Raw genomic sequence first — 19,264 nt, forward strand, 5'->3', positions numbered from 1 at the left:
TTTATGAATTACACGTCTATATAAATAGGGATAATAACAACAGCTATTTTTTATGACGGAGGTATTATGATGTTGAAAAAATTCGCTTTAGGCTTAATGGCAGCGGCTCTGCTGGCTGTATCAGCCCTTTCCACGCCTGTTTTTGCTGCTGATCGGCCGGTGGAGCTTAATAATGGAAAATTGAAGGACAACCGGATGCTTATACCAATACGCGATGTTGCACAAAATATGGGGGCTGTTGTAGGGTGGAACCAGAAGCTCCAGACGATTGAAATCCAAAAAGACGATATCGAAATGCTGCTTACGATCAACTCTAAAAAGGTGCTTGTCAATCAAGCTGAAACGGAGCTCGACGTACCGGCGCAATTAATCAACAATACCACCTATGTACCTCTGCGTTTCGTAAGTCAAATACTGGGTGCAGGTGTAGACTGGAATTCATATGGCCAAGTCGCAACGATTACACTCGAAGGGAAGCAGCTTGTTGTATATGTGGAGCAAGTTAAGCTTTTGGCCGCTGAAAAAGCATCCGCAGCTCGCTTGAAGCAGCTGTCCGATAAATTAAATGAAGCAGCTGATGTATCATCCATTAAGCAGATTCGCACTTATTTCAAGCCTTATTTTACCGATCGACTTATTAATACCATTATTCGAAATAAGGGCCTCAAATTTGACTATGCGTTTAAAGCTCCTGTAACGACCGGCAGCTACAGGACCAAAACAACGGGAAGCTTTCTTCAATCGCTGGACACCTCGCATGATGCTTGGGAAGTTTATTACATTATGCGAAACACCCAAATAATCAAGGCAAATGGCGTATGGAAGGCGGATAGCGTCAGCTTTACCGTAGGCAAAAGTCCGATTTCGGGAGCATAAGTCGGGCAAATCGCAAGGCAGTTATTGCATCGCGCCATCCATTTGCTTATAATGTAAAAGATATTGTATCCATATGAGTTGAAATGCTGAGACGGAGAAAAGTAAGCAGTGCCTTCACACAGGGAGAAGTCGCCATAGATTGAGAGCGTCTTTCGTGAAAACAGGCTGTCTGAAGTTCGCTCCTGAGCAGACTTCTGAACCCGGCATGGCGCCAGCAGGTGCTGCATGTCCGCAAGTAGGAATGTTTCGGTTCCCGCCGTTAACGGGATTGAGGAGCAAGCTATTGCTATCCCTGTCTGTAGAGGGGAGCAAGCAGATTGTTCGAATTAGGGTGGTACCACGGTTCTTTCGTCCCTTGCGGGAAGAAGGGGCCTTTTTTGTTTGTTCAAAAGAATGAGGAGGCGAGCATCAGATGAAGGAACGTTTGGAGGCTTTGCGCGGCGAAGCGCTGCAGGAGCTGCAGCAGGTAGACAATCCGCAAGTGCTTAACGATCTGCGGGTAAAATATTTAGGGAAAAAAGGCGCGCTCACTGAAATTTTGCGCGGCATGGGCGGACTTAGCGCAGAAGAGCGTCCAATTATCGGCCAAGTCGGCAATGATGTGCGTGCGGCGATTGAAGCCGTTATCGAAGAGAAGCAGGCGATATTCCAGCAAGCCGAGACGGAAGCACGCTTGCGCGGCGAGACGATTGATGTGACGCTGCCGGGCAAAGCATTGCCAACTGGAGCCGTACATCCGCTTAATAAGGTAGCACAGGAAATCGAAGATATTTTCATCGGACTAGGCTATACGATTGCGGAAGGACCGGAAGTGGAGACGGATTATTACAACTTCGAGGCGCTGAACTTGCCGAAAAACCATCCGGCGCGCGACATGCAGGATTCGTTTTACATTACGGATGATATTTTGATGCGTACGCAAACATCCCCGGTTCAAGTGAGAACAATGCAGGAAATGAAAGGCAAGCCGATCAAAGTTATTTGTCCAGGCAAAGTATACCGCCGCGATGATGACGATGCGACGCATTCCTTCCAGTTCAATCAAATTGAAGGTCTCGTTATTGCGCCTAACATTCGCATGAGCGATCTGAAAGGCACGCTGCTGCAATTTGCCCAGCAAATGTTCGGCTCGCAAACACAAATCCGTCTTCGCCCAAGCTTCTTCCCATTCACGGAGCCAAGCGCGGAGGTTGACGTAAGCTGTGCGCAATGTGGCGGACATGGCTGCCGGATGTGCAAGCAGACGGGCTGGCTGGAAATTCTCGGCTGCGGCATGGTGCATCCACGCGTACTGGAGATGGGCGGCTACGATCCGAACGAAGTGAGCGGATTCGCCTTCGGCATGGGTGTAGAGCGCATTGCGCTGCTGAAATACGGCATTGACGATATTCGTCATTTCTATACGAACGATCTTCGGTTTTTACAACAATTCGCGAAAATGTAGCAGGAAAGGAAGGGGAGCAAAGCGATGAAAATTTCATATCAATGGTTGAATGAATATGTTGATTTATCTGGCTTTACGGGCGCAGAGCTTGCCGAAAAAATGACGCGCGGAGGCATTGAGATCGACGAGGTGGAATCCCGCAATAAGGGAGTGACAGGCGTCGTTGTCGGCTATGTCAAATCGCGCGAGAAGCATCCGGATGCGGATAAGCTTAACGTGTGCAAAGTAGATGTAGGCACAGGCGAAGAGCTGCAAATCGTCTGCGGAGCCAAAAATGTCGAAGCGGGACAGCTCGTTCCAGTCGCTACCGTTGGAGCAAAGCTGCCTGGCGACTTGCATATAAAGCGCGCAAAGCTGCGCGGCGTAGAATCGCAGGGCATGATCTGCTCGGCGAAAGAGCTTGGCATTAATGACAAGCTGCTGCCGAAGGAGCAGCAGGAAGGCATTCTCGTATTGCCGCCGCATACGGTAATCGGAACGCCGATCGCTGATGTGCTTGGGCTGAACGATGAGGTGCTGGAGCTCGACTTGACGCCGAACCGTTCGGATTGCCTCAGCGTAATCGGCACAGCGTATGAAATCGGCGCATTGACCGGCCGTGAGGTGCGTATTCCTGAGCCGATTATTGCTCACGCTTCCGAGCGCACAGATAGTCATGTTCAAGTTACGATCAGCGCGCCTGAGCAGTGCTTCCACTATAGTGCGCGTTACATTAAAGGCGTGAAAATTGGCGAGTCGCCGCTATGGCTGCAAAACCGCCTTATTTCCGCAGGCATTCGCCCGATTAACAACGTCGTTGACGTAACGAACTTTGTTCTGCTGGAATATGGCCAGCCGCTTCACGCCTTTGATGCAGATCAGGTGAAAAGTGGACGGATCGATGTGCGTTTGGCACATGAAGGCGAAACGATGCTTACGCTAGATGACCAAGAGCGCCGCCTAGAGCCGCAAATGCTTGTCATTACAGACGGCGAGAAGCCAATCGCGCTTGCAGGAGTGATGGGTGGAGCGAGTTCTGAGGTAACGGGTGATACGGTTAATATTTTGCTGGAATCGGCCAGATTTGATGGTGGCACGGTTCGCAAAACATCGCGCCAATTTGGCCTTCGCTCAGAATCCAGCATTCGCTTCGAGAAGGAAGTGGACCCGGGCCGCGTTATTCCGGCGTTAAACCGTGCAGCAGCCTTGATCACCGAGCTTGCAGGCGGACTCGCTACGGAGGGCATCGTGGAAGTGACGACAGCTCCGGCTAAGCAGCAAATCGTTGAAGTAGCTTTGGCTAAAATCAACCGCTACCTCGGCACCGAACTGTCCAGCCTTGAAGTGCAAACGATTCTGAATCGCCTAAGCTTCGGCTATAGCGTTAGTGAAGATGATGTATTCCAAGTGGAAGTGCCATCGCGCCGCGGCGACATTTCGTATGATGTGGATTTAATTGAAGAGGTTGCCCGCCTTTATGGCTATGACAACATTCCGACTACACCGATTTTCGGCGATGTAACGCCAGGTGCGCTGACGAAGCCGCAAGCGATTCGCCGCGAGCTGCGCAAGCGTCTGTCGGATGCTGGCCTGCACGAAGTCATCAGCTATTCGTTCACAGGTCCTGAGCGGACACAGCTGTTCCCTGCTTTGTCGGGTGAATCGACGAAGGCTGTGAAGCTGTCGATGCCGATGAGCGAGGAGCGCAGCGTGCTGCGGACGACGCTGATTGCGCAGCTGCTGGAGACAGCAGCTTATAACCGCAATCGCAAAAACGAGTCGGCTGTCATTTTTGAAATCGGCAGCGTGTTTCATACAGAAGAAGAGAAGCTGACGCGTCTTCCTCAGGAGAAGCATCGCTTCGCGGCGTTGCTGACAGGAAACCGTGTAGAGCCGCAGTGGAACCGTAAGGCAGCTGCTGTTGATTTTTATGATGCCAAGGGCGTTCTGGAAACGGTGTTTGCCGTACTTGGCATTACTGATAAGGTAAGCTATGCCGCGGCGCAGCCGGAGCATTTTCACCCGGGAAGAACGGCGGCTGTTCAGCTGGAAACCGAGCATGGAACAGAAGTCATCGGCTATGTTGGTCAGCTTCACCCAACGCTTCAGCTGGAAAGCGATCTGGCGGATACGTATGTGCTGGAAATCGAGCTTGCGCCGCTTTATCAGCTGGCAGGAGACGAAATCGTCTACAAGGCGCTTCCACGTTATCCGGCTATGCAGCGTGACATTGCTGTTGTGCTGGATATGAGTGTGCCTGCAGGCGAGCTGACTGCCCTTGCATGGCAAACGGCTGGCGAGCTGCTGGAGTCTGTACGCGTGTTTGACGTCTTCACGGGCGAGAAGCTGGGAGCGGGCAAAAAGAGCGTAGCGCTTTCGCTCGTATACCGTCATGCAGAACGCACATTGACCGATGAAGAAGTGACAGAGCTGCATGCCAAGGTCGTCGCTGGATTAGAACAATCTTTTGCAGCAGAATTAAGAAAATAGGCAGGAAACCTTCCACGCCGTATCGAAATAGTTCCTTGTGGACTATCGATACGGCTTTTTGCTTTGTTTTTGAGCAGGAGCAGGCCTTTGGACAGTTTTTCCAGGGCAGATGCCCGTGTCGTTTTGTCATCAAAACTTGTTCTTTTTGTTAGTTGAAACATGGATAAATAGTTGCTTGCGAGTCTGTGTTGGATTTTGGTTGAAATATAAAGATGAGAAAAGCTTCATGTCTGAGACAGAAGCAGTCGGTTACACTTATATTTGAAATATAGGAAAGGATACGATGTTTCTATCCCTTCTCTATATTTCTCGGACTGAAACGCGCCGCGCCGTCAAAGGATGGCGACAGCCGTTTCACCTTGCTATAATACAACTATAATATAAGACTCTATGTGATATGTTCTTCTATATAAGGATTGGGGAAACCATCCTGCTGATTGATAAGGGAGCGAGAAACACCTATAGGAGGATAATGCTTTATGGATACTGAGCAAACTGTAGTAACCGTTGATATATATGGGCATCAATATCGTTTGAAGGGCCATTCCAACTCAGAATATATGCGGCGTATTGCCGGAATGATAGATGATAGCATGAATAAAATTGCCAAAGGTTATCCACAGCTGGATCTGCCAAAAATCGCAGTGCTTGCAGCTGTGCAGATGACCGAGGAAGTGTTTCGCCTGCGACGCGACAATGAGTCGCTGCATGATGCTGAGGCGAAGCGGCTAGTGCTTGCCGAGCAGCTTGGAGAGCTCCAAGGGATGATGACAAGCTTGCGCGAGGAGTACCAGGCTTTGCAGGTAAAGGCGGAAATCGATCTGCAGGAGCTGCAGGAGGTTTTTGAATCAGAGCTGGAGCAGGCGAAAAAGAAGGCCGCAGAGGAACTGATTCATGCGCTCGCACAAGCGGAAAATCAGCTGAAGGATATGCTGGCGGAAGCGGACGAGCGGCTGGCAGCACAGCAGCAGGAAGCATCGGAAGCGCTTGCGCGCCAGCGCGAGGAAGCGTCGGAGACGCTTGCTGCCCAGAAGCTGACGCTTGAAGGCGCGCTTGCGCGAGAGCAGGCTAGTGCAGCGGAAAAGCTTGCGGAAGCCGAGGCTGCTGCCGAGGAGCAGGTGGCGCGCGAGCGTGTTGAGGCGGCTGCGAAGCTGGCGGAAGCAGCCGAAAAGCTGATTGAAGCGGAAATCGTCGCGGAAGAGCTGCTGGAACGAGAGCGCGCGGAAGCGGAAGCGAAGCTTGGTGTACTAGAAGCGAAGCTTGCGGAAGCCAAGAGCGCAGCGTCAGAGGAGCTTGAGCGGGAGCGAGTGGAAGCAGAAGCGAAGCTTGCAGAAGCGAAGAGCGCAGCGTCAGAGGAGCTTGAGCGGGAGCGAGTGGAAGCAGAAGCGAAGCTTGTGGAAGCGAAGAGCGCGTCGTCAGAGGAGCTTGAGCGGGAGCGTGCGGAAGCAGAAGCGAAGCTTGCGGAAGCGAAGAGCGCGTCGTCAGAGGAGCTTGAGCGGGAGCGTGCGGAATCAGAAGCGAAGCTTGCGGAAGCGAAGAGCGCAGCGTCAGAGGAGCTAGAGCGGGAGCGTGCGGAAGCAGAAGCGAAGCTTGTGGAAGTGAAGAGCGCAGCGTCAGAGGAGCTTGAGCGGGAGCGCGCGGAAGCAGAAGCGAAGCTTGCGGAAGCGAAGAGTGTGGCGTCAGAGGAGCTTGAGCGGGAGCGCGCGGAAGCAGCTGAAAAGCTGATCGAGGCGGAAATCATCGCCGAGGAGCAGCTGGAGCGCGAGCGCGCCGAAGCGGCAGAGCGGCTCGCGGAAGTGGTTGAAAAGCTGAACGAAGCCGAAGCCTCTGCGCAGGAGCAGCTTGCGAGGGAGCGTGAAGCAGCGACAGCGAAGCTTGCGGAAGCGCAGAGTGGGGCAGAAGCGATGCTTGCGCGTGAACGTGCTGAAGCTGCAGCGAAGCTGACCGAAGCGGAAGCGAAAATTTCCGAGACGGCAGCGAAAATAGCGGAAGTAGAGGAAAAGCTGATCGAGGCGGAAATCATCGCCGAGGAGCAGCTTGCGCGGGAGCGCGAGGCCGCCGCCGCGGGGCTGGCGGAAGTGCGGAGCGGAGCGGAAGCAGCGCTTGCGGAGGCGCGCGCGGAAGCGGCTGCAAGCTTGGCGGCAGCAGAAGCGGGTGCGAAGGCGAGGCAGGAACGCGAGCAGGCAGAGGCGGAAGCCAAGCTGCTGGAAGCAAAAGCGGAGCTCGAGCAGGAACGCGCGGCAGCGACGGAGCTGTTGACGGAGGCGGAAGCGTCTGCTCAGGAGCAGTTGGAGCGCGAACGTGCTGAAGCAGCTGCTAAACTGGCGGAAGCCGAAGCCAAAGCCAGCGAAGCAAGAAGCAGCGCGGCAAGAGAGGTTGCGCGGGAGCGCGAAGCTGCTGCTGCGCAACTCGCAGAAGCGCAGAACGTCGCGGAAGAGCTGCTGAAGCGCGAGCGTGAGGAAGCGGCGGCCAAGCTTGCAGCAGCAGAAGCGGCAGTGCAAGCTGCCGAGGAGCAACTGGAGCGTGAACGGGCAGTAGCTGAAGCGAAGCTGCTGGAAGCAAAAGCGGCAGCGGAAGAGGCGCTGGAGCAAGAACGTACGGCAGCTACGGAGCTTTTGACAGAGGCGGAAGCGTCTGCACAAGCGCAACTGGAGCACGAACGTTCCCAAGCAGTGGCTAGGCTTGCTGAGGTCGAGAAAGCTTTGCAGGAGCAACTGGAGCATGAGCAGGCTGATGCAGCATTGAAGCTTGCGGAGGAGAAGAGTGCCGCAGACGAGAGGCTTGCACGCGAGCAAGCGGAAGCAGCAGCGAAGGTGGCAGAAGCCGAAGCAGCAGCGCGAGCTCGCGTCGAACTCGAACGTGCCGAAGCGGCTGCGAAGCTAGCGGAGCTGGAAGCTTCAGCTCAAGCAGAATTGCAACGCGAGCAGGCAACGGCGGCAGAGCTGCTTGAAGAAGCGGAAGCGGTGTTGTCTGCTGAGCGTGCAGCTAAAGCCCAAGCGCTAGAGCTTGCTGCATATCAGCTAGCTGAGCGTGTCATACAGCTGGAGCAGAGCTGGCAGGCGAAGCATGAGCAGCGTGAAGAGGAATGGAAGCTGGAGCTGTCTAGTGCGGCTGAACAGCAGCAGCAGCAGCTTGACGAGCATGAGCAGCGTCTGCTTGCGGAAGCATCGGCTAATGTCGAAAAGCTGGTTTCCACACATATGAAAGAGTTAACGGAGCAGGAGCAAGCCTTGAAGGCTGACCTCGCTCTGCGATATAAAAATTGGGAAGAAGAACGGGCTAAGCTGCAAGCAGCTGTTGCCGAGCTTCAAGAGAAAGCTGCCAAGGAAAAAGCTGCGCTTGAACAGCGTATTACCGTGGCAGATGACCACTTGTTGCAGGCTATGGAACAGGAAGAAGCATTGCGCTCCTCCCTTGCAGTTCTAGAGCAAGAGCGCCAGGAGCGTGACGCAGAGCTTGGCGAAATTCGCCAGCAGCTGGACGAGCTGCATGTCATAAATGAGCAGCATGCCGAGACGCGTGCGCAACTAGGCAATCGCTTGAAGGAAGCAGAAGCGCAAATCGCTGAGCAGGCTAAATATTTGGCGAATGAAGCGGCTAAAGCGGATGAGGCTGAATTGCGTGTTATGGAGCTGGAGGAAGAGCTCGGCAAGCTTCAGCAGCTGCAGCAAGATCGTCAAGCTCACTATGAGCAGGCTAGAAGCGAGCAGGAGCAGCAGTATCGGGAGCGGCTTGCGGCATTTGAACAGCAGCTTGAGGCCCAAACGCGGCTTCATGAAGAATGGAAAAACAATGCGGAAGAAAAACAGCTGGAGTTCGAAATCCAATATGAAGAAGAGCGTGAAGCGCTTGAGCTGCAGCTTCGTGAGCAGCAGCAAGCACTGGAGGCAAGGAAGCGTGAGGGCGATGCTGCTCAGGCAGAGCTTACGCTCAAGCTTCGTGAGCAGGAACAAGCGCTCGAAGCCAAGCAGCGGGAAAGCGAAGCTGTTCAAGCAGAGCTTGCACAGGAGCATCAGCGGCAGCTTGCTATGCTGGAACAGCAGCGCGATGAGGTTGCGAGCCAGCTCAAGCAGGATTTTGCCGATCAGCTGGAGTTGTTGAAGCTTGAACAACTGGAGCAGTCAGAGCAACTGGAACGTGATTGCTCGGAGTTAAGGAAGCAGCTTATCGAGAAGCAAGCTGAATATGCTAGTCTAATAGAGCAGCAGAAGCAGCAGTTCGACGAGCTTTACCGTGAACAGGAGCTGAAAGCGCAGCAGCACCGCAAGGATGAACAGGCTGCTTGGCAAAGCAAGCTGGAAGAGCTTCAGGCGAAAGTAGAACAGGCAGAGTTCCATGAGCTGGAGATGGACGAAAGGCTGGGACAGCTGGCAAGGCATGAGCAGGAGCTTACAGAGCAGCTTGAATTGATTGCGGCACGAGAGCGAATTGCAGCTCAGCAGCTCGAGGTTTTACTTCATAAACAGCAGGAAATGGATGAGCAAATGGAGCAAGAGCGCAAGCACTCCGAGCATTTGACAGATGAAATTAACCGTATGGTTGCGGCGGAGTCCGAGCGGCAAGCTGGCGAGGGGCATTTGAAGGAGCAGCTGGAGGCAGCTTTGGCGCAAGCCGCTGCGGCAGCCCAGCAGAGCGAGCAAGTTGATCAACGCAGGCAGCAGCTTGAACTGGAATGGTCTGAGGCCGTTCAATCGACGGAGCAGCTCAGAGCAGAGCATGAGAAGCTTTCTATCGAGCACGGCAAGCTGGCACATGAGTACTCCTTGCTGCAAAACGAATACAATGAATGGATTGAGCTAATCGAGCAAAGCTAGCGTATGACAAATGATCCGTTTATCTAGCCCGGTGTGCCGGAAAAGCTAAGATAAACGGATTTTTTTGCATATCGCGCTGCGTAGGTGCAAAAAAAACCTTGAAAGAAGCAGCGAGCCATTGCCCATGCTTCTTTCAAGGTTTTTTATTAATAGCGTCTCACCTAATTATCCATAGCTGACCGTACTGCCTGTTGGACCGCCGCGAGGCAGGCTTGCGAGCCGCAGCAAATCGGGTGTGACAACTGCCGGGTCCTTGCCCGTGGCATGCATTTCGGTGCGAAGCGTGCCAGGGTTGTATAAATTAATGAGAATGCCATATTCATGTTCTTCATCAGCTAGTGTCCGGGTTAGCGACTCAAGGCCAGCTTTCGCTGCGCTGTAGGCGCCATATCCTCCGGCACCGTTCCAGGAAAGGCCCGACGTAATATTAATAATGCGTCCATAGCGTTCTTTACGCATAAAGGGAATGACAGCTCTTGATAGATAAAAGGGTCCTGTCAAATTGGTAGCGACCTGCGTATGCCAGTTTTCTGAAGTCAGCTCAATGACATGGCCAGACTCCAGCACAGCGGCATTATTGAGCAATATGTCAATTTTACCCCATTTGTCGACAGCTAGAGTAACCGCTTGCTTTATTTGTTGTTCGTCGGTGATATCCGTAGGTATAACAAGCGCTTCCCGTCCGGTAGCTTCCTTTATCGCCTCAAAGGTTTCTTCGAGCTTGTTCAATCGACGGCCAAGCAGTACGACCTCTGCGCCTTCTTTTGCGAACGATAGAGAAGCGGCTCTTCCGAGCCCGCTGCCTGCGCCGCTTACCATTGCCACACGCCCATTTAAAAGGCTCATCGTATCTCTCCCTTCGGCTTTTGCAAGAAAAAATCGTAAGCGCTAACTTTTAGCTATCATGACCATCTTATCAAAGGGAAGCAGGAAGCGAAAGTGCGGCAGTTATCAATTTTTCTTAAAGGGTAGCAAAAGAAAAATGATATTTCAGTCCATTATCGAAAAACTCATAAACACATCGCTATGATTTATGAGTGCATCAAATCCGGCGCCAGCCCAAGACTTTATCAATTCATCCATGGCTGTGGCTTGTTCTTTTGCACATGTATGATTACTATTTTTTCATGCAAAAACAACAAAAACCGCCAGAGTTCACACAAAGGTGAGCACTGGCGGTTGGTTGCGGGATTCAAGAAGCCCCAATTCAAATCCATTTATTCAACAATAAGCTTCGCTTGCATTTTAGTATGGCCTGTACCACACGGCACGTTGCATACGATTGTGTATTCGCCAGCTTTTAGCGAAATGGTTTTGGATTTATTGTTTGGAATCGTAATATCGGTTTTGGTAACTTGGATGCCATGGACGCCATCCGTTGATTCAAGCTTAAGGTTAATGGCCTCGCCCTGCTTGATCTTATATTCGGTTTGCTCAAATTCCCAGCTCTTTGCTTTGACAATGACTTCGGCTGCACTGGCATCTGTATCTATAACGCCGCCCGCTTCGCTTGCTCCCCCGCTTGTCCCGCATGCGGCAATGATTGCAACAAGGCACATCACGGCTGCAAGAAAAATCCACTTTTTCATCTTGTTCGGCTCCCTTTCTGCTTACACGCTTTATGATTCGGAATTTTTTTTCGCATCGTTCTTATTGTAACCCAATTTTCCCAAACTGACAGCATCAGAAGGTGACAAATTGTTGAATGGCTTGATGAAAAAGCCCTTGCCCATCACTCAAGGAGCGACAGGAAAGGGCTGACAAGCAGGTGGCTTCCGCTAATGACGCAAAGCGATTAATTCATTAATGGTCGCTGCTGCGGCGGTCGTGATCGGAGCGTCCGGCTTCATATGGCGTGCTGACGGGAATGAACAAATCGATAATCCCGATAACGAGCGCAGCCAGAATGGCACCGAGCCAAGTGACCGAAACGCCGCTGACAATGAATTGGGCGATCCAGATGACGACGACGCTGGCGATGAAGCCGACGATGCCCCGTCCAAACGGTGTAACCTTTTTGCCAAAGATCGCTTCGATAATCCAGCCCAGCACGGCAATGACGATAGCCAGCATTAAAGCGCTCCAAAAACCGCCTACGCTGAACTGTGGCACAAGCAAGCCCACAAGCATTAATACAAGAGCTGCTACGATGAACCGAACGACATGCCCTAGAAAGCTCATGTACACAACCTCCTTAGATTATTTAAAACCTTCAGTACGGCCTGTGATAGTCAACTGATTTTGCACGTCAACCAGGCAGGATATTCTGATTCCTTCGTATTGTAGCCAGTTTTCGCCGGAACATGTATGGAAGGTAACGTCATGTCGTGCATCAAAGCGCTGATTCGGCTATAATATAAGGGCGAGAGGAGTGTTACGCTTGGATAGTAAAATATTAACAACACTTGAATTTCACAAAATTATACATAAATTGACTTTGCACGCAGCAACATCGCTCGGTAAGGAGGAAGCGGAGAAGCTTGCTCCAAGCTCTGAATTGGAGATGGTTAAGCTGATGCTGCAGGCGACGGACGAGGCTTATAAGGCAGACCGTCTCAAGGGAAACCCGCCATTTGGCGGTATTACCAACATCAGCAGCTCACTTCACAGATCGCGTATCGGTGGAACATTGAATCCGATGGAGTTGATGGAAATTGCCTCGACGTCGAGAGGGGCTAGGCGGGTAAAGCGGCATCTGGAAAATCTGCATGATGATGATCCGATTCCTTTGCTGCATGAAACGTCTGACCAGCTCAGCGAGCACAAGGAGCTCGAGGACGCGATTTTTGACTGCATTGACGATCAGGGTGAGGTTATGGATAGCGCAAGCGTCCAGCTCGCTTCGATTCGCAAGGAGCTTCGTGGTGGAGAATCGCGCATCCGCGAGAAGCTGGAGCAAATGATTCGTTCTTCCTCCGTGCAGAAAATGCTCCAGGACGCCATTATTACGCTGCGCAGCGACCGTTATGTCATTCCAGTGAAGCAGGAATATCGCTCGCATTTTGGCGGCATCGTGCATGACCAGTCCGGCTCAGGCGCTACGCTATTTATAGAGCCGGAAGCAACGGTTGTTATGAACAATAAGCTGCGTGAGCTGAGAGCGGCAGAGCTGCGTGAAATCGAGAAGATTTTGCAAATGCTGACCGCTAAAGCGGCTGAGCATGTCGAGGATTTGTTGTATAATCAAGAGCTGCTCGGCAAGCTGGATTTTGCTTTTGCCAAGGCGCGTCTTGGGCATGAGATGAAGGCTACGCTGCCACGAATGAATGATCGAGGCTTTCTGAAAATCAAAAGAGGACGCCACCCGCTCATTGCGGCGGACAAAATCGTTCCCATTGATGTTGAGCTGGGCAATACATATGCAGCCATTATCGTAACGGGACCAAATACAGGCGGTAAAACCGTCTCCCTTAAAACAGTAGGTTTGCTCAGCCTGATGAGCATGTCCGGTTTGTTCGTTCCGGTAGAGGACGGCAGCCAGCTTTGTGTGTTTGACGCCATTTATGCCGATATCGGTGATGAGCAGAGCATTGAGCAGAGCCTGAGTACGTTTTCCAGCCATCTGGTTAATATTGTTCGTATTTTGAAAACAATGACGGCGAAAAGCCTTGTCCTGCTTGATGAGCTTGGCGCGGGCACCGACCCAGCAGAAGGCTCGGCGCTGGCGATTGCGCTGCTGGAGCATATTCATAGCCTGGGCAGCCGCATTATTGCAACGACCCACTACAGCGAGCTTAAAGCGTATGCTTACAATCGCAAAGGGGTCATTAACGCCAGCATGGAATTTGATATTGCCACACTCAGCCCAACCTACCGCTTGCTTGTAGGGGTCCCAGGCCGAAGCAATGCCTTTGCGATCGCAGAGCGGCTTGGCCTAAGCAAATCGATCATCGATCATGCGCGCGGCGAAGTCAGCGATGAGGATCAGCGAGTTGAGAATATGATCGCATCGCTCGAAGCCGACCGCTTGAATGCAGAAAGCGAACGCCAGACGGCGCAGTCTTTGAGGCAGGATATGGAGAAGCAGCGTGGACGTCATGAGGCGGAGCTGCGCAAGTTTGAGGAACAGCGTGACAAAATGCTCGAGAAGGCCCAGGAGCAAGCGCTCGAGGCAGTTGCAAAAGCGCGTCTGGAGGCCGAGAAGATTATTTCGGATCTGCGCAAGCTGGCTTTGGAGGAAGGCGCTTCAGTCAAGGAGCATAAGCTTATTGATGCCCGCCGCAAGCTGGATGAAGCGGTGCCTGAGCTGCACAAAAAGCAAAACCGTCCTTCTAACGCCGGACAACAGAAGGCGGCCCGCAAAATCGAAGCCGGTGACGAGGTTATGGTCTACAGCTTGAATCAGAAGGGGCTTATCATTGAGGTGCATGGGGCAGATGCGACCGTTCAGCTCGGCATAATGAAGATGAAGGTAGCCATTGCCGATATGGAGCTGATTAAGCCAGCTGCTCCGCTGAAGCAGCAGCCTAAGCAGGCAGCTAGTGTGAAACGCTCCAGAGATGAAAATGTGAAAATGGAGCTTGACCTCAGAGGCTCGAATTTAGAGGAAGCACTCATGGAGGTTGATCAATTTCTCGATGAATCTTTCCTCTCGGGCATCGGGCAGGTTTATATTATTCACGGGCATGGCACGGGCGTGCTGCGTTCAGGCATACAGCAATATTTACGCAAGCACAGCCATGTGAAAAAATACCGCTTGGGCAACTATGGCGAAGGCGGAGCCGGTGTTACGGTTGCTGAGCTTAACTAACTAGGCGCACTGCGGCGTCTATGCCGCAGCTGCCGAAAGACTTTTTCGATTTAGTTAAAGGAGGGTAACGCATGAGCAATGAGGTCGATGTGCTGCTTGGCAATTCCTATTTGGCAATGCTGCTTTATATATCCATTGTGGTTCTCTCGCTTCTCGTTTTTTTATGGGTGTTCGAGATTGTTACCCGTTACAACTGCTGGAAAGAAATTAAAAACGGCAACGTTGCTGTAGCGATGGCGACAGGCGGGAAAATTTTCGGCATATGCAATATTTTTAGATTTTCGATTGAAGCGAATGATTCCATTTACCAAAGTATGATTTGGGGCGCATTTGGTTTCCTTATTTTGCTGGGCGCTTATTTCTTATTTGAGTTTTTAACGCCGGTATTTCGCATCGATGATGAAATCGCCCGCGACAACCGGGCTGTTGGCTTGATTGCTATGATTATTTCCGTTTCACTTTCGTATGTCATTGGCGGTGCCATCGTGAGCTAGAATGCAGGAGGAGCGACATGAAATATTTATGGGGAACATTGCTAGCATTAGCCATTGTTTTTTTTAGCATCGGGGTTTATTACGTAATCAACAATTAAATGGGGGGCAATCAAGGATGGAAGAGCAAGTTGTATGTCCGTGGTGTTTGACGGAAATCGTATGGGATGAAGAAATTGGTCCCGAGAAGCATTGTCCACATTGTGAAAATGAGTTGGCTGGCTACCGCACGCTGCAATTTGGCGTCGATAATGACCGTGATAAGGATGATGAGGAAGAAGAGACGGAGTGGGAGCAAGAAGACGGCAGCGGTCAGGAAGTGGGCGGTGGCTGGGATGAGGCAGATGACGGCTTCCGCAGAACGCACCGCGACTGGATTGGAGCGCAAGGAAAAGTGCAGCAAATCATCAATGAGCAGGAGGAGGCACCGGAATGTCCTTCCTGCCGGGAATATATGCTGGAAGCAGGCAAGATGGCAATAGCAGCAGGCTCTTTCGAGCCAACGCTGCATCCTGCATTGGGACAGCCCTTGCTTCAGCCACCATTTGAACTCAAGCTATATGTGTGCCCATCATGCTTCCATACAGCTACTCAGCTAAGCGGCAATGACCGAGAAGGAATGCTGAAGGCACTCGCTTCTGAAGAGTAAACTCAAACAGCCGGACAACGCGGTTTTGACCTGATTTGCCGAGGTCACTGCGCTTGCTCCGGTTTTTTTTCTACCTCCAGCCTATAAATGCCAGCAGCATTAGCGGCATGTGCCTGACGCAAGTAGGGAAGCTTATATAGCACCTATACAAATGCAGGGGCAGCATGCCGGGCGGGACAGCAAGCTAGCCTATGCAGCCGGCTGCCGGGGAAGGGGTACGAAAATGAAACAGAACAAAGGTGAATTCGGAACTGGTGCTGGAGCTAGTAATGGCACTGGGGCAAAAACACGGATGAAAACGTCGATGCCACTCGGGCCATTTAGCCGCCCAGCCATGCTGGGAAGAGCGCCAACGGGCGGTGTATTGGATCGTCAGGCGATATTGCTTCTGGCTGTGCAAGCGCTATTCGGCATTGCGCTTGCGCTCTCAGGAACGTTCGTGCCCATCTACTTATGGAAAGCCAGTTCCTCCTATATGCTGGTCGGCTGGTTTACGATGTGCCAGTATGTAACGTGCGGCATTACCTTTTGGCTGGCGGGAAAATGGGTTAAAGAATATAATAAAATGAACAGTCTCCGCACAGGCATCGTGCTGTCGGGGGCTTTTTATTTCACAGTGCTCATGCTCGGCAAGCTGGCGACGAGCTATATTATTCCGCTCGGTCTATTGAATGGCGTAGCGCTGGGCTTGTTTTGGGTCGCATTTGATGTCATTTATTTTGAAATTACCGAGCCGGACAATCGCGACCGCTTTAATGGCTGGTCAGGCTTGCTTGGGTCAGGTGCCGGGATTTTGGCGCCTTGGGTATCGGGCTTGCTTATTACCTCAATGAGCGGTGAGCGCGGCTATCAGATTATATTTACGGCATCGCTCGTCATACTGGCCATTTCGGTTGTGCTGAGCTTCTGGTTGAAGAAACGAAAGCAGGACGGCAGGCGATACAGCTGGACGCATGGCTTTCAGCAGCTTGCCATTCCCGGTAATCCGTGGCGCAGAATGCTGCCAGCTGTCGTAGCTCAAGGCGTACGGGAAGGTGTATTTCTTTTTTTAGTCGGCTTGACCGTCTATATCGCCACCCAAAATGAGGCCAAGCTGGGCAGTTTTACACTTATTACGTCTTTCGTTGCGCTACTCAGCTTTTGGTTGGTCGGCAAGCGTCTGTCCCCACGCAATCGCAAACGGGCTATGCTAGTCGGGACGGTCATGAATGGACTGGTCATATTGCCTTTGTTTTACGAGGTGAATTTTACGAATTTATTGTTATTCGGTATTGGGACGTCGATTTTTATGCCGCTCTACATAATACCGATGACTTCAAGGGTGTTTGATTTAATTGGGGAATCTCAATCCAGCGGTGGGGAACGCGAAGAATTTATCGTTTTGCGGGAAGCGGGATTGACGTTTGGACGGGTGCTCGGATTAAGCGGATATTTGATCGTGCTGACGCAAAATCATTCTCCGCTTGCGGTCGTCTGGCTGCTGTTCGTAGTCGGCTCGGTGCCTATTATTGGCTGGTGGATGATGCGTCCATTATTGGAACAAGAGACATAGCAAGTGACATAGCAATAGACATGATGATTCATGGAAGCAGGAGGATAAACAATTATGCCAAAAATCGTATCAAGCATTATTGATTTAGTGGGCGAGACGCCGGTTGTGAAACTGAACCGTCTGGCGGAGGAAGGCTGCGGAGATGTCTTCGTGAAGCTGGAATATTTTAATCCAAGCGGCAGCGTTAAGGATCGGGCGGCAGCCTCCCTCATTCAAGCTGGAGAGCTTAGCGGCCAAATTAAGCCGGGCTCCACGATTATAGAACCAACCAGCGGCAACACGGGCATTGGACTGGCCATGGGGGCGGCGGCTAAAGGCTACAAGCTCATTTTAATCATGCCGGACAATATGTCGCAGGAGCGCATTAAGCTGCTTCGTGCCTATGGCGCGGAAGTGGTACTGACGCCCGCGGCCGAGCGGATGCCTGGTGCGATTGCGAAGGCGCAGGAGCTGGCTCAGCACATTCCAGGCAGCTTTATTCCGAATCAGTTTGAAAATAAAGCAAACCCCGATGCCCATCGCGGTACGACAGCAACGGAGATTTTGCAGCAGATGGAAGGACGGCTTGATGCTTTTGTCGCCTGCTCAGGAACGGGCGGCACCATCACTGGAACGGGTGAGACGCTGAAAGCCGCACTTCCGAATTTACATATTGCGGTTGTGGAGCCTATGGGATCACCCGTTTTGTCCGGCGGTGTGCCTGGGCCGCATAAGCTGGTGGGCACAAGCCCCGGCTTCGTGCCCGCTATACTGAATGTTTCCGTCTATGATGAAATCATTCAGGCGGCGGATGACGATGCAATCTCTATGATGAAGGTGCTTGCCCGTCAGGAAGGCTTGCTGCTCGGACCTTCTTCAGGAGCTGCCGTTTGGGCGGCTTTTCAGGTGGCTCGCCGGCTTGGAGCCGGCAGCAGGGTGCTCTGCATCGCGCCCGATACAGGCGAGCGATACCTCAGCATGGAGTTATTTTAAAAGAAGCCTTAATGAATTTTAACTTTAAGGGCGGCTACATCTGCTGTCTTCTGCGTGAGCTTCCAGCTTTTTAAAGCGTGTCTGATAATAGCGCGCCTTTCCTTCACATAATTCAATATGAAGTCTGGCTCGCTCAAATACGTATCAAAGCTGCTTTTTCTCGTGTAATCCTCTTGAATGGCTGGCGTCAGCTTGCTGTACATCGCGCTCACTGTCCGCTTCACCTGTTCCTCCGTAAATGCTGTTTGCAGCAGCCGGAGCAGGATGGAGCGGTATTTGCGTTTATAGGCCGGAATGGCCAGCAGTTTGTCCGTCAACGTATTGTAGCCTTCAATCCGCACCAGATCACTTCCACACGGCTTGCCGTAGCAATTTCTTCCCCATGTTCCCTCATAATCCCAAGGCATCATCCGGTATTTTCCCGTTTTCGCATGCACATAAAGCGCATAGTTTTGATCGAAGCCATCATAGTTTCCCGTAAGCACGGCTCCAGCGAGCCAGAGCAAATATTGATCGACATCAAGATACTTTTCCGCCCAAGAGCTCCATTGCAGCCGGGTTTTGCGCTTGCTGTTAATGCCTCTGACGAAGCGGATTAGCCGCAGCTCGGAGGTGGCGAGTCCGGATACAAGCTCATAGCCGTCAAAGAGGGATTCCTTCCTTCGCTCCGTAATGGGATCAATAAGGCTGAAGTTTGCGCTGTCGTTGACCGCATAAATAATGGAGCGGCAGCCAATGCCTCTTTTGCGAAAAAATCTGGGATCGACGGATTCTATCTCTAAATAGACGCCTTGAGGGGCGCCATTAATGACAAGCCAAATATGCCGGGTACGCGGTGATGGCACGCCAATCTGATTAAAAAACTGGAAGGACAGCGCATTGCGAATCATCGAAGGATCATCAAACTCGGCGTTCCAATGCAGCGTCAAGCCAGCTTTCGTTCTGACTTCATAGGATTTTTTAAAATAGTTCCTCGTATGGCCGCCGCGAAAGCCGAAAGTGGCTTCTCTCGATTGTCCATTCATATCCAGCTGAACTGGCTGGAACCTATGGCTCCAGGAATCCTCCTGCAGCTCCTGCAAATCATCAGGTTCAATCGTAATTTCACGAATCGGCAGCGTTTGGGTTGACATAGGGCTTCCACCTCCTGCGGGCAGATCCGCCTATCGTCCTCAGATAGGCTTTTGCTGATTTACCTTATTCTGCCGCAGGGTATTTTGCTACTGTCGGAGCAGCGACTCTATGAA

The 19,264-nt window shown here is 51.9% G+C and carries 13 protein-coding genes; 9 read left to right on the forward strand and 4 right to left on the reverse strand.

The genetic code is table 11. The features are described 5' to 3' along the window. The first annotated feature begins 69 nt into the window (after nucleotides 1-69). The 4 genes from AC50YG_RS16920 to AC50YG_RS16935 all read left to right on the forward strand — a co-directional run bounded on the left by AC50YG_RS16920 (nucleotide 70) and on the right by AC50YG_RS16935 (nucleotide 9,603). Entirely contained in the window at nucleotides 70-876 is an 807-nt protein-coding gene (locus AC50YG_RS16920; protein WP_494828141.1) for a copper amine oxidase N-terminal domain-containing protein, read from the forward strand. Between the two features lie 412 nt (nucleotides 877-1,288). Beyond that, entirely contained in the window at nucleotides 1,289-2,320 is a 1,032-nt protein-coding gene (gene pheS / locus AC50YG_RS16925) for a phenylalanine--tRNA ligase subunit alpha (protein ID WP_341278817.1), read from the forward strand. A 24-nt stretch (nucleotides 2,321-2,344) separates the two neighbouring features. Then, nucleotides 2,345-4,789 (forward strand): phenylalanine--tRNA ligase subunit beta, encoded by a 2,445-nt coding sequence (gene pheT / locus AC50YG_RS16930; RefSeq protein WP_494828142.1) that lies wholly within the window; start codon nucleotides 2,345-2,347, stop codon nucleotides 4,787-4,789. Nucleotides 4,790-5,268: 479 nt separating this feature from the next. Next, entirely contained in the window at nucleotides 5,269-9,603 is a 4,335-nt protein-coding gene (locus AC50YG_RS16935; protein WP_494828143.1) for a hypothetical protein, read from the forward strand. 165 nt (nucleotides 9,604-9,768) lie between these two features. Here the strand turns inward: AC50YG_RS16935 and AC50YG_RS16940 are convergent, their stop codons facing one another. From AC50YG_RS16940 to AC50YG_RS16950, 3 genes are all read right to left on the reverse strand, one after another. Then, a complete protein-coding gene (locus AC50YG_RS16940; RefSeq protein ID WP_473760403.1) occupies nucleotides 9,769-10,449 on the reverse strand; it encodes an SDR family NAD(P)-dependent oxidoreductase in 681 nt (226 codons plus the stop codon). A 371-nt stretch (nucleotides 10,450-10,820) separates the two neighbouring features. After that, a complete protein-coding gene (locus tag AC50YG_RS16945; RefSeq protein ID WP_494828144.1) occupies nucleotides 10,821-11,192 on the reverse strand; it encodes a cupredoxin domain-containing protein in 372 nt (123 codons plus the stop codon). 214 nt (nucleotides 11,193-11,406) lie between these two features. Further along, nucleotides 11,407-11,784 carry a phage holin family protein gene (locus AC50YG_RS16950; RefSeq protein WP_341278812.1) on the reverse strand — a complete coding sequence of 126 codons (378 nt, stop codon included), beginning with the start codon at nucleotides 11,782-11,784 and terminating at the stop codon, nucleotides 11,407-11,409. Nucleotides 11,785-11,983: 199 nt separating this feature from the next. Here AC50YG_RS16950 and AC50YG_RS16955 point away from each other — a divergent pair, with 199 nt between their 5' ends. From AC50YG_RS16955 to cysK, 5 genes are all read left to right on the forward strand, one after another. Next, nucleotides 11,984-14,353 carry an endonuclease MutS2 gene (locus tag AC50YG_RS16955; RefSeq protein ID WP_494828145.1) on the forward strand — a complete coding sequence of 790 codons (2,370 nt, stop codon included), beginning with the start codon at nucleotides 11,984-11,986 and terminating at the stop codon, nucleotides 14,351-14,353. Between the two features lie 71 nt (nucleotides 14,354-14,424). Next, nucleotides 14,425-14,847: a DUF350 domain-containing protein gene (locus AC50YG_RS16960; protein ID WP_473760399.1), complete on the forward strand. Its 423-nt coding sequence runs from the start codon at nucleotides 14,425-14,427 to the stop codon at nucleotides 14,845-14,847. A gap of 115 nt (nucleotides 14,848-14,962) precedes the next feature. Next, nucleotides 14,963-15,493, forward strand: coding sequence for a hypothetical protein (locus AC50YG_RS16965; RefSeq protein ID WP_494828146.1), 531 nt, complete (start codon nucleotides 14,963-14,965; stop codon nucleotides 15,491-15,493). A 223-nt stretch (nucleotides 15,494-15,716) separates the two neighbouring features. Beyond that, entirely contained in the window at nucleotides 15,717-17,045 is a 1,329-nt protein-coding gene (locus tag AC50YG_RS16970) for an MFS transporter (protein ID WP_494828147.1), read from the forward strand. 54 nt (nucleotides 17,046-17,099) lie between these two features. Continuing rightward, entirely contained in the window at nucleotides 17,100-18,017 is a 918-nt protein-coding gene (gene cysK / locus AC50YG_RS16975; protein WP_494828148.1) for a cysteine synthase A, read from the forward strand. 8 nt (nucleotides 18,018-18,025) lie between these two features. On the opposite strand, the gene AC50YG_RS16980 is transcribed toward cysK, so the two are convergent. Continuing rightward, nucleotides 18,026-19,150 carry a CotH kinase family protein gene (locus tag AC50YG_RS16980; protein WP_494828149.1) on the reverse strand — a complete coding sequence of 375 codons (1,125 nt, stop codon included), beginning with the start codon at nucleotides 19,148-19,150 and terminating at the stop codon, nucleotides 18,026-18,028. Between the last annotated feature and the right edge of the window lie 114 nt (nucleotides 19,151-19,264).

Source organism: Paenibacillus sp. J31R34 (assembly GCF_059383715.1).

Coding starts and splice junctions, on each gene's coding strand:
- AC50YG_RS16920 (WP_494828141.1), top strand. CDS start 70: ATGTTGAAAAAATTCGCTTTAGGCTTAATGGCAGCGGCTCTGCTGGCT.
- pheS (WP_341278817.1), top strand. CDS start 1,289: ATGAAGGAACGTTTGGAGGCTTTGCGCGGCGAAGCGCTGCAGGAGCTG.
- pheT (WP_494828142.1), top strand. CDS start 2,345: ATGAAAATTTCATATCAATGGTTGAATGAATATGTTGATTTATCTGGC.
- AC50YG_RS16935 (WP_494828143.1), top strand. CDS start 5,269: ATGGATACTGAGCAAACTGTAGTAACCGTTGATATATATGGGCATCAA.
- AC50YG_RS16940 (WP_473760403.1), bottom strand. CDS start 10,449: ATGAGCCTTTTAAATGGGCGTGTGGCAATGGTAAGCGGCGCAGGCAGC.
- AC50YG_RS16945 (WP_494828144.1), bottom strand. CDS start 11,192: ATGAAAAAGTGGATTTTTCTTGCAGCCGTGATGTGCCTTGTTGCAATC.
- AC50YG_RS16950 (WP_341278812.1), bottom strand. CDS start 11,784: ATGAGCTTTCTAGGGCATGTCGTTCGGTTCATCGTAGCAGCTCTTGTA.
- AC50YG_RS16960 (WP_473760399.1), top strand. CDS start 14,425: ATGAGCAATGAGGTCGATGTGCTGCTTGGCAATTCCTATTTGGCAATG.
- AC50YG_RS16965 (WP_494828146.1), top strand. CDS start 14,963: ATGGAAGAGCAAGTTGTATGTCCGTGGTGTTTGACGGAAATCGTATGG.
- AC50YG_RS16970 (WP_494828147.1), top strand. CDS start 15,717: ATGAAACAGAACAAAGGTGAATTCGGAACTGGTGCTGGAGCTAGTAAT.
- cysK (WP_494828148.1), top strand. CDS start 17,100: ATGCCAAAAATCGTATCAAGCATTATTGATTTAGTGGGCGAGACGCCG.
- AC50YG_RS16980 (WP_494828149.1), bottom strand. CDS start 19,150: ATGTCAACCCAAACGCTGCCGATTCGTGAAATTACGATTGAACCTGAT.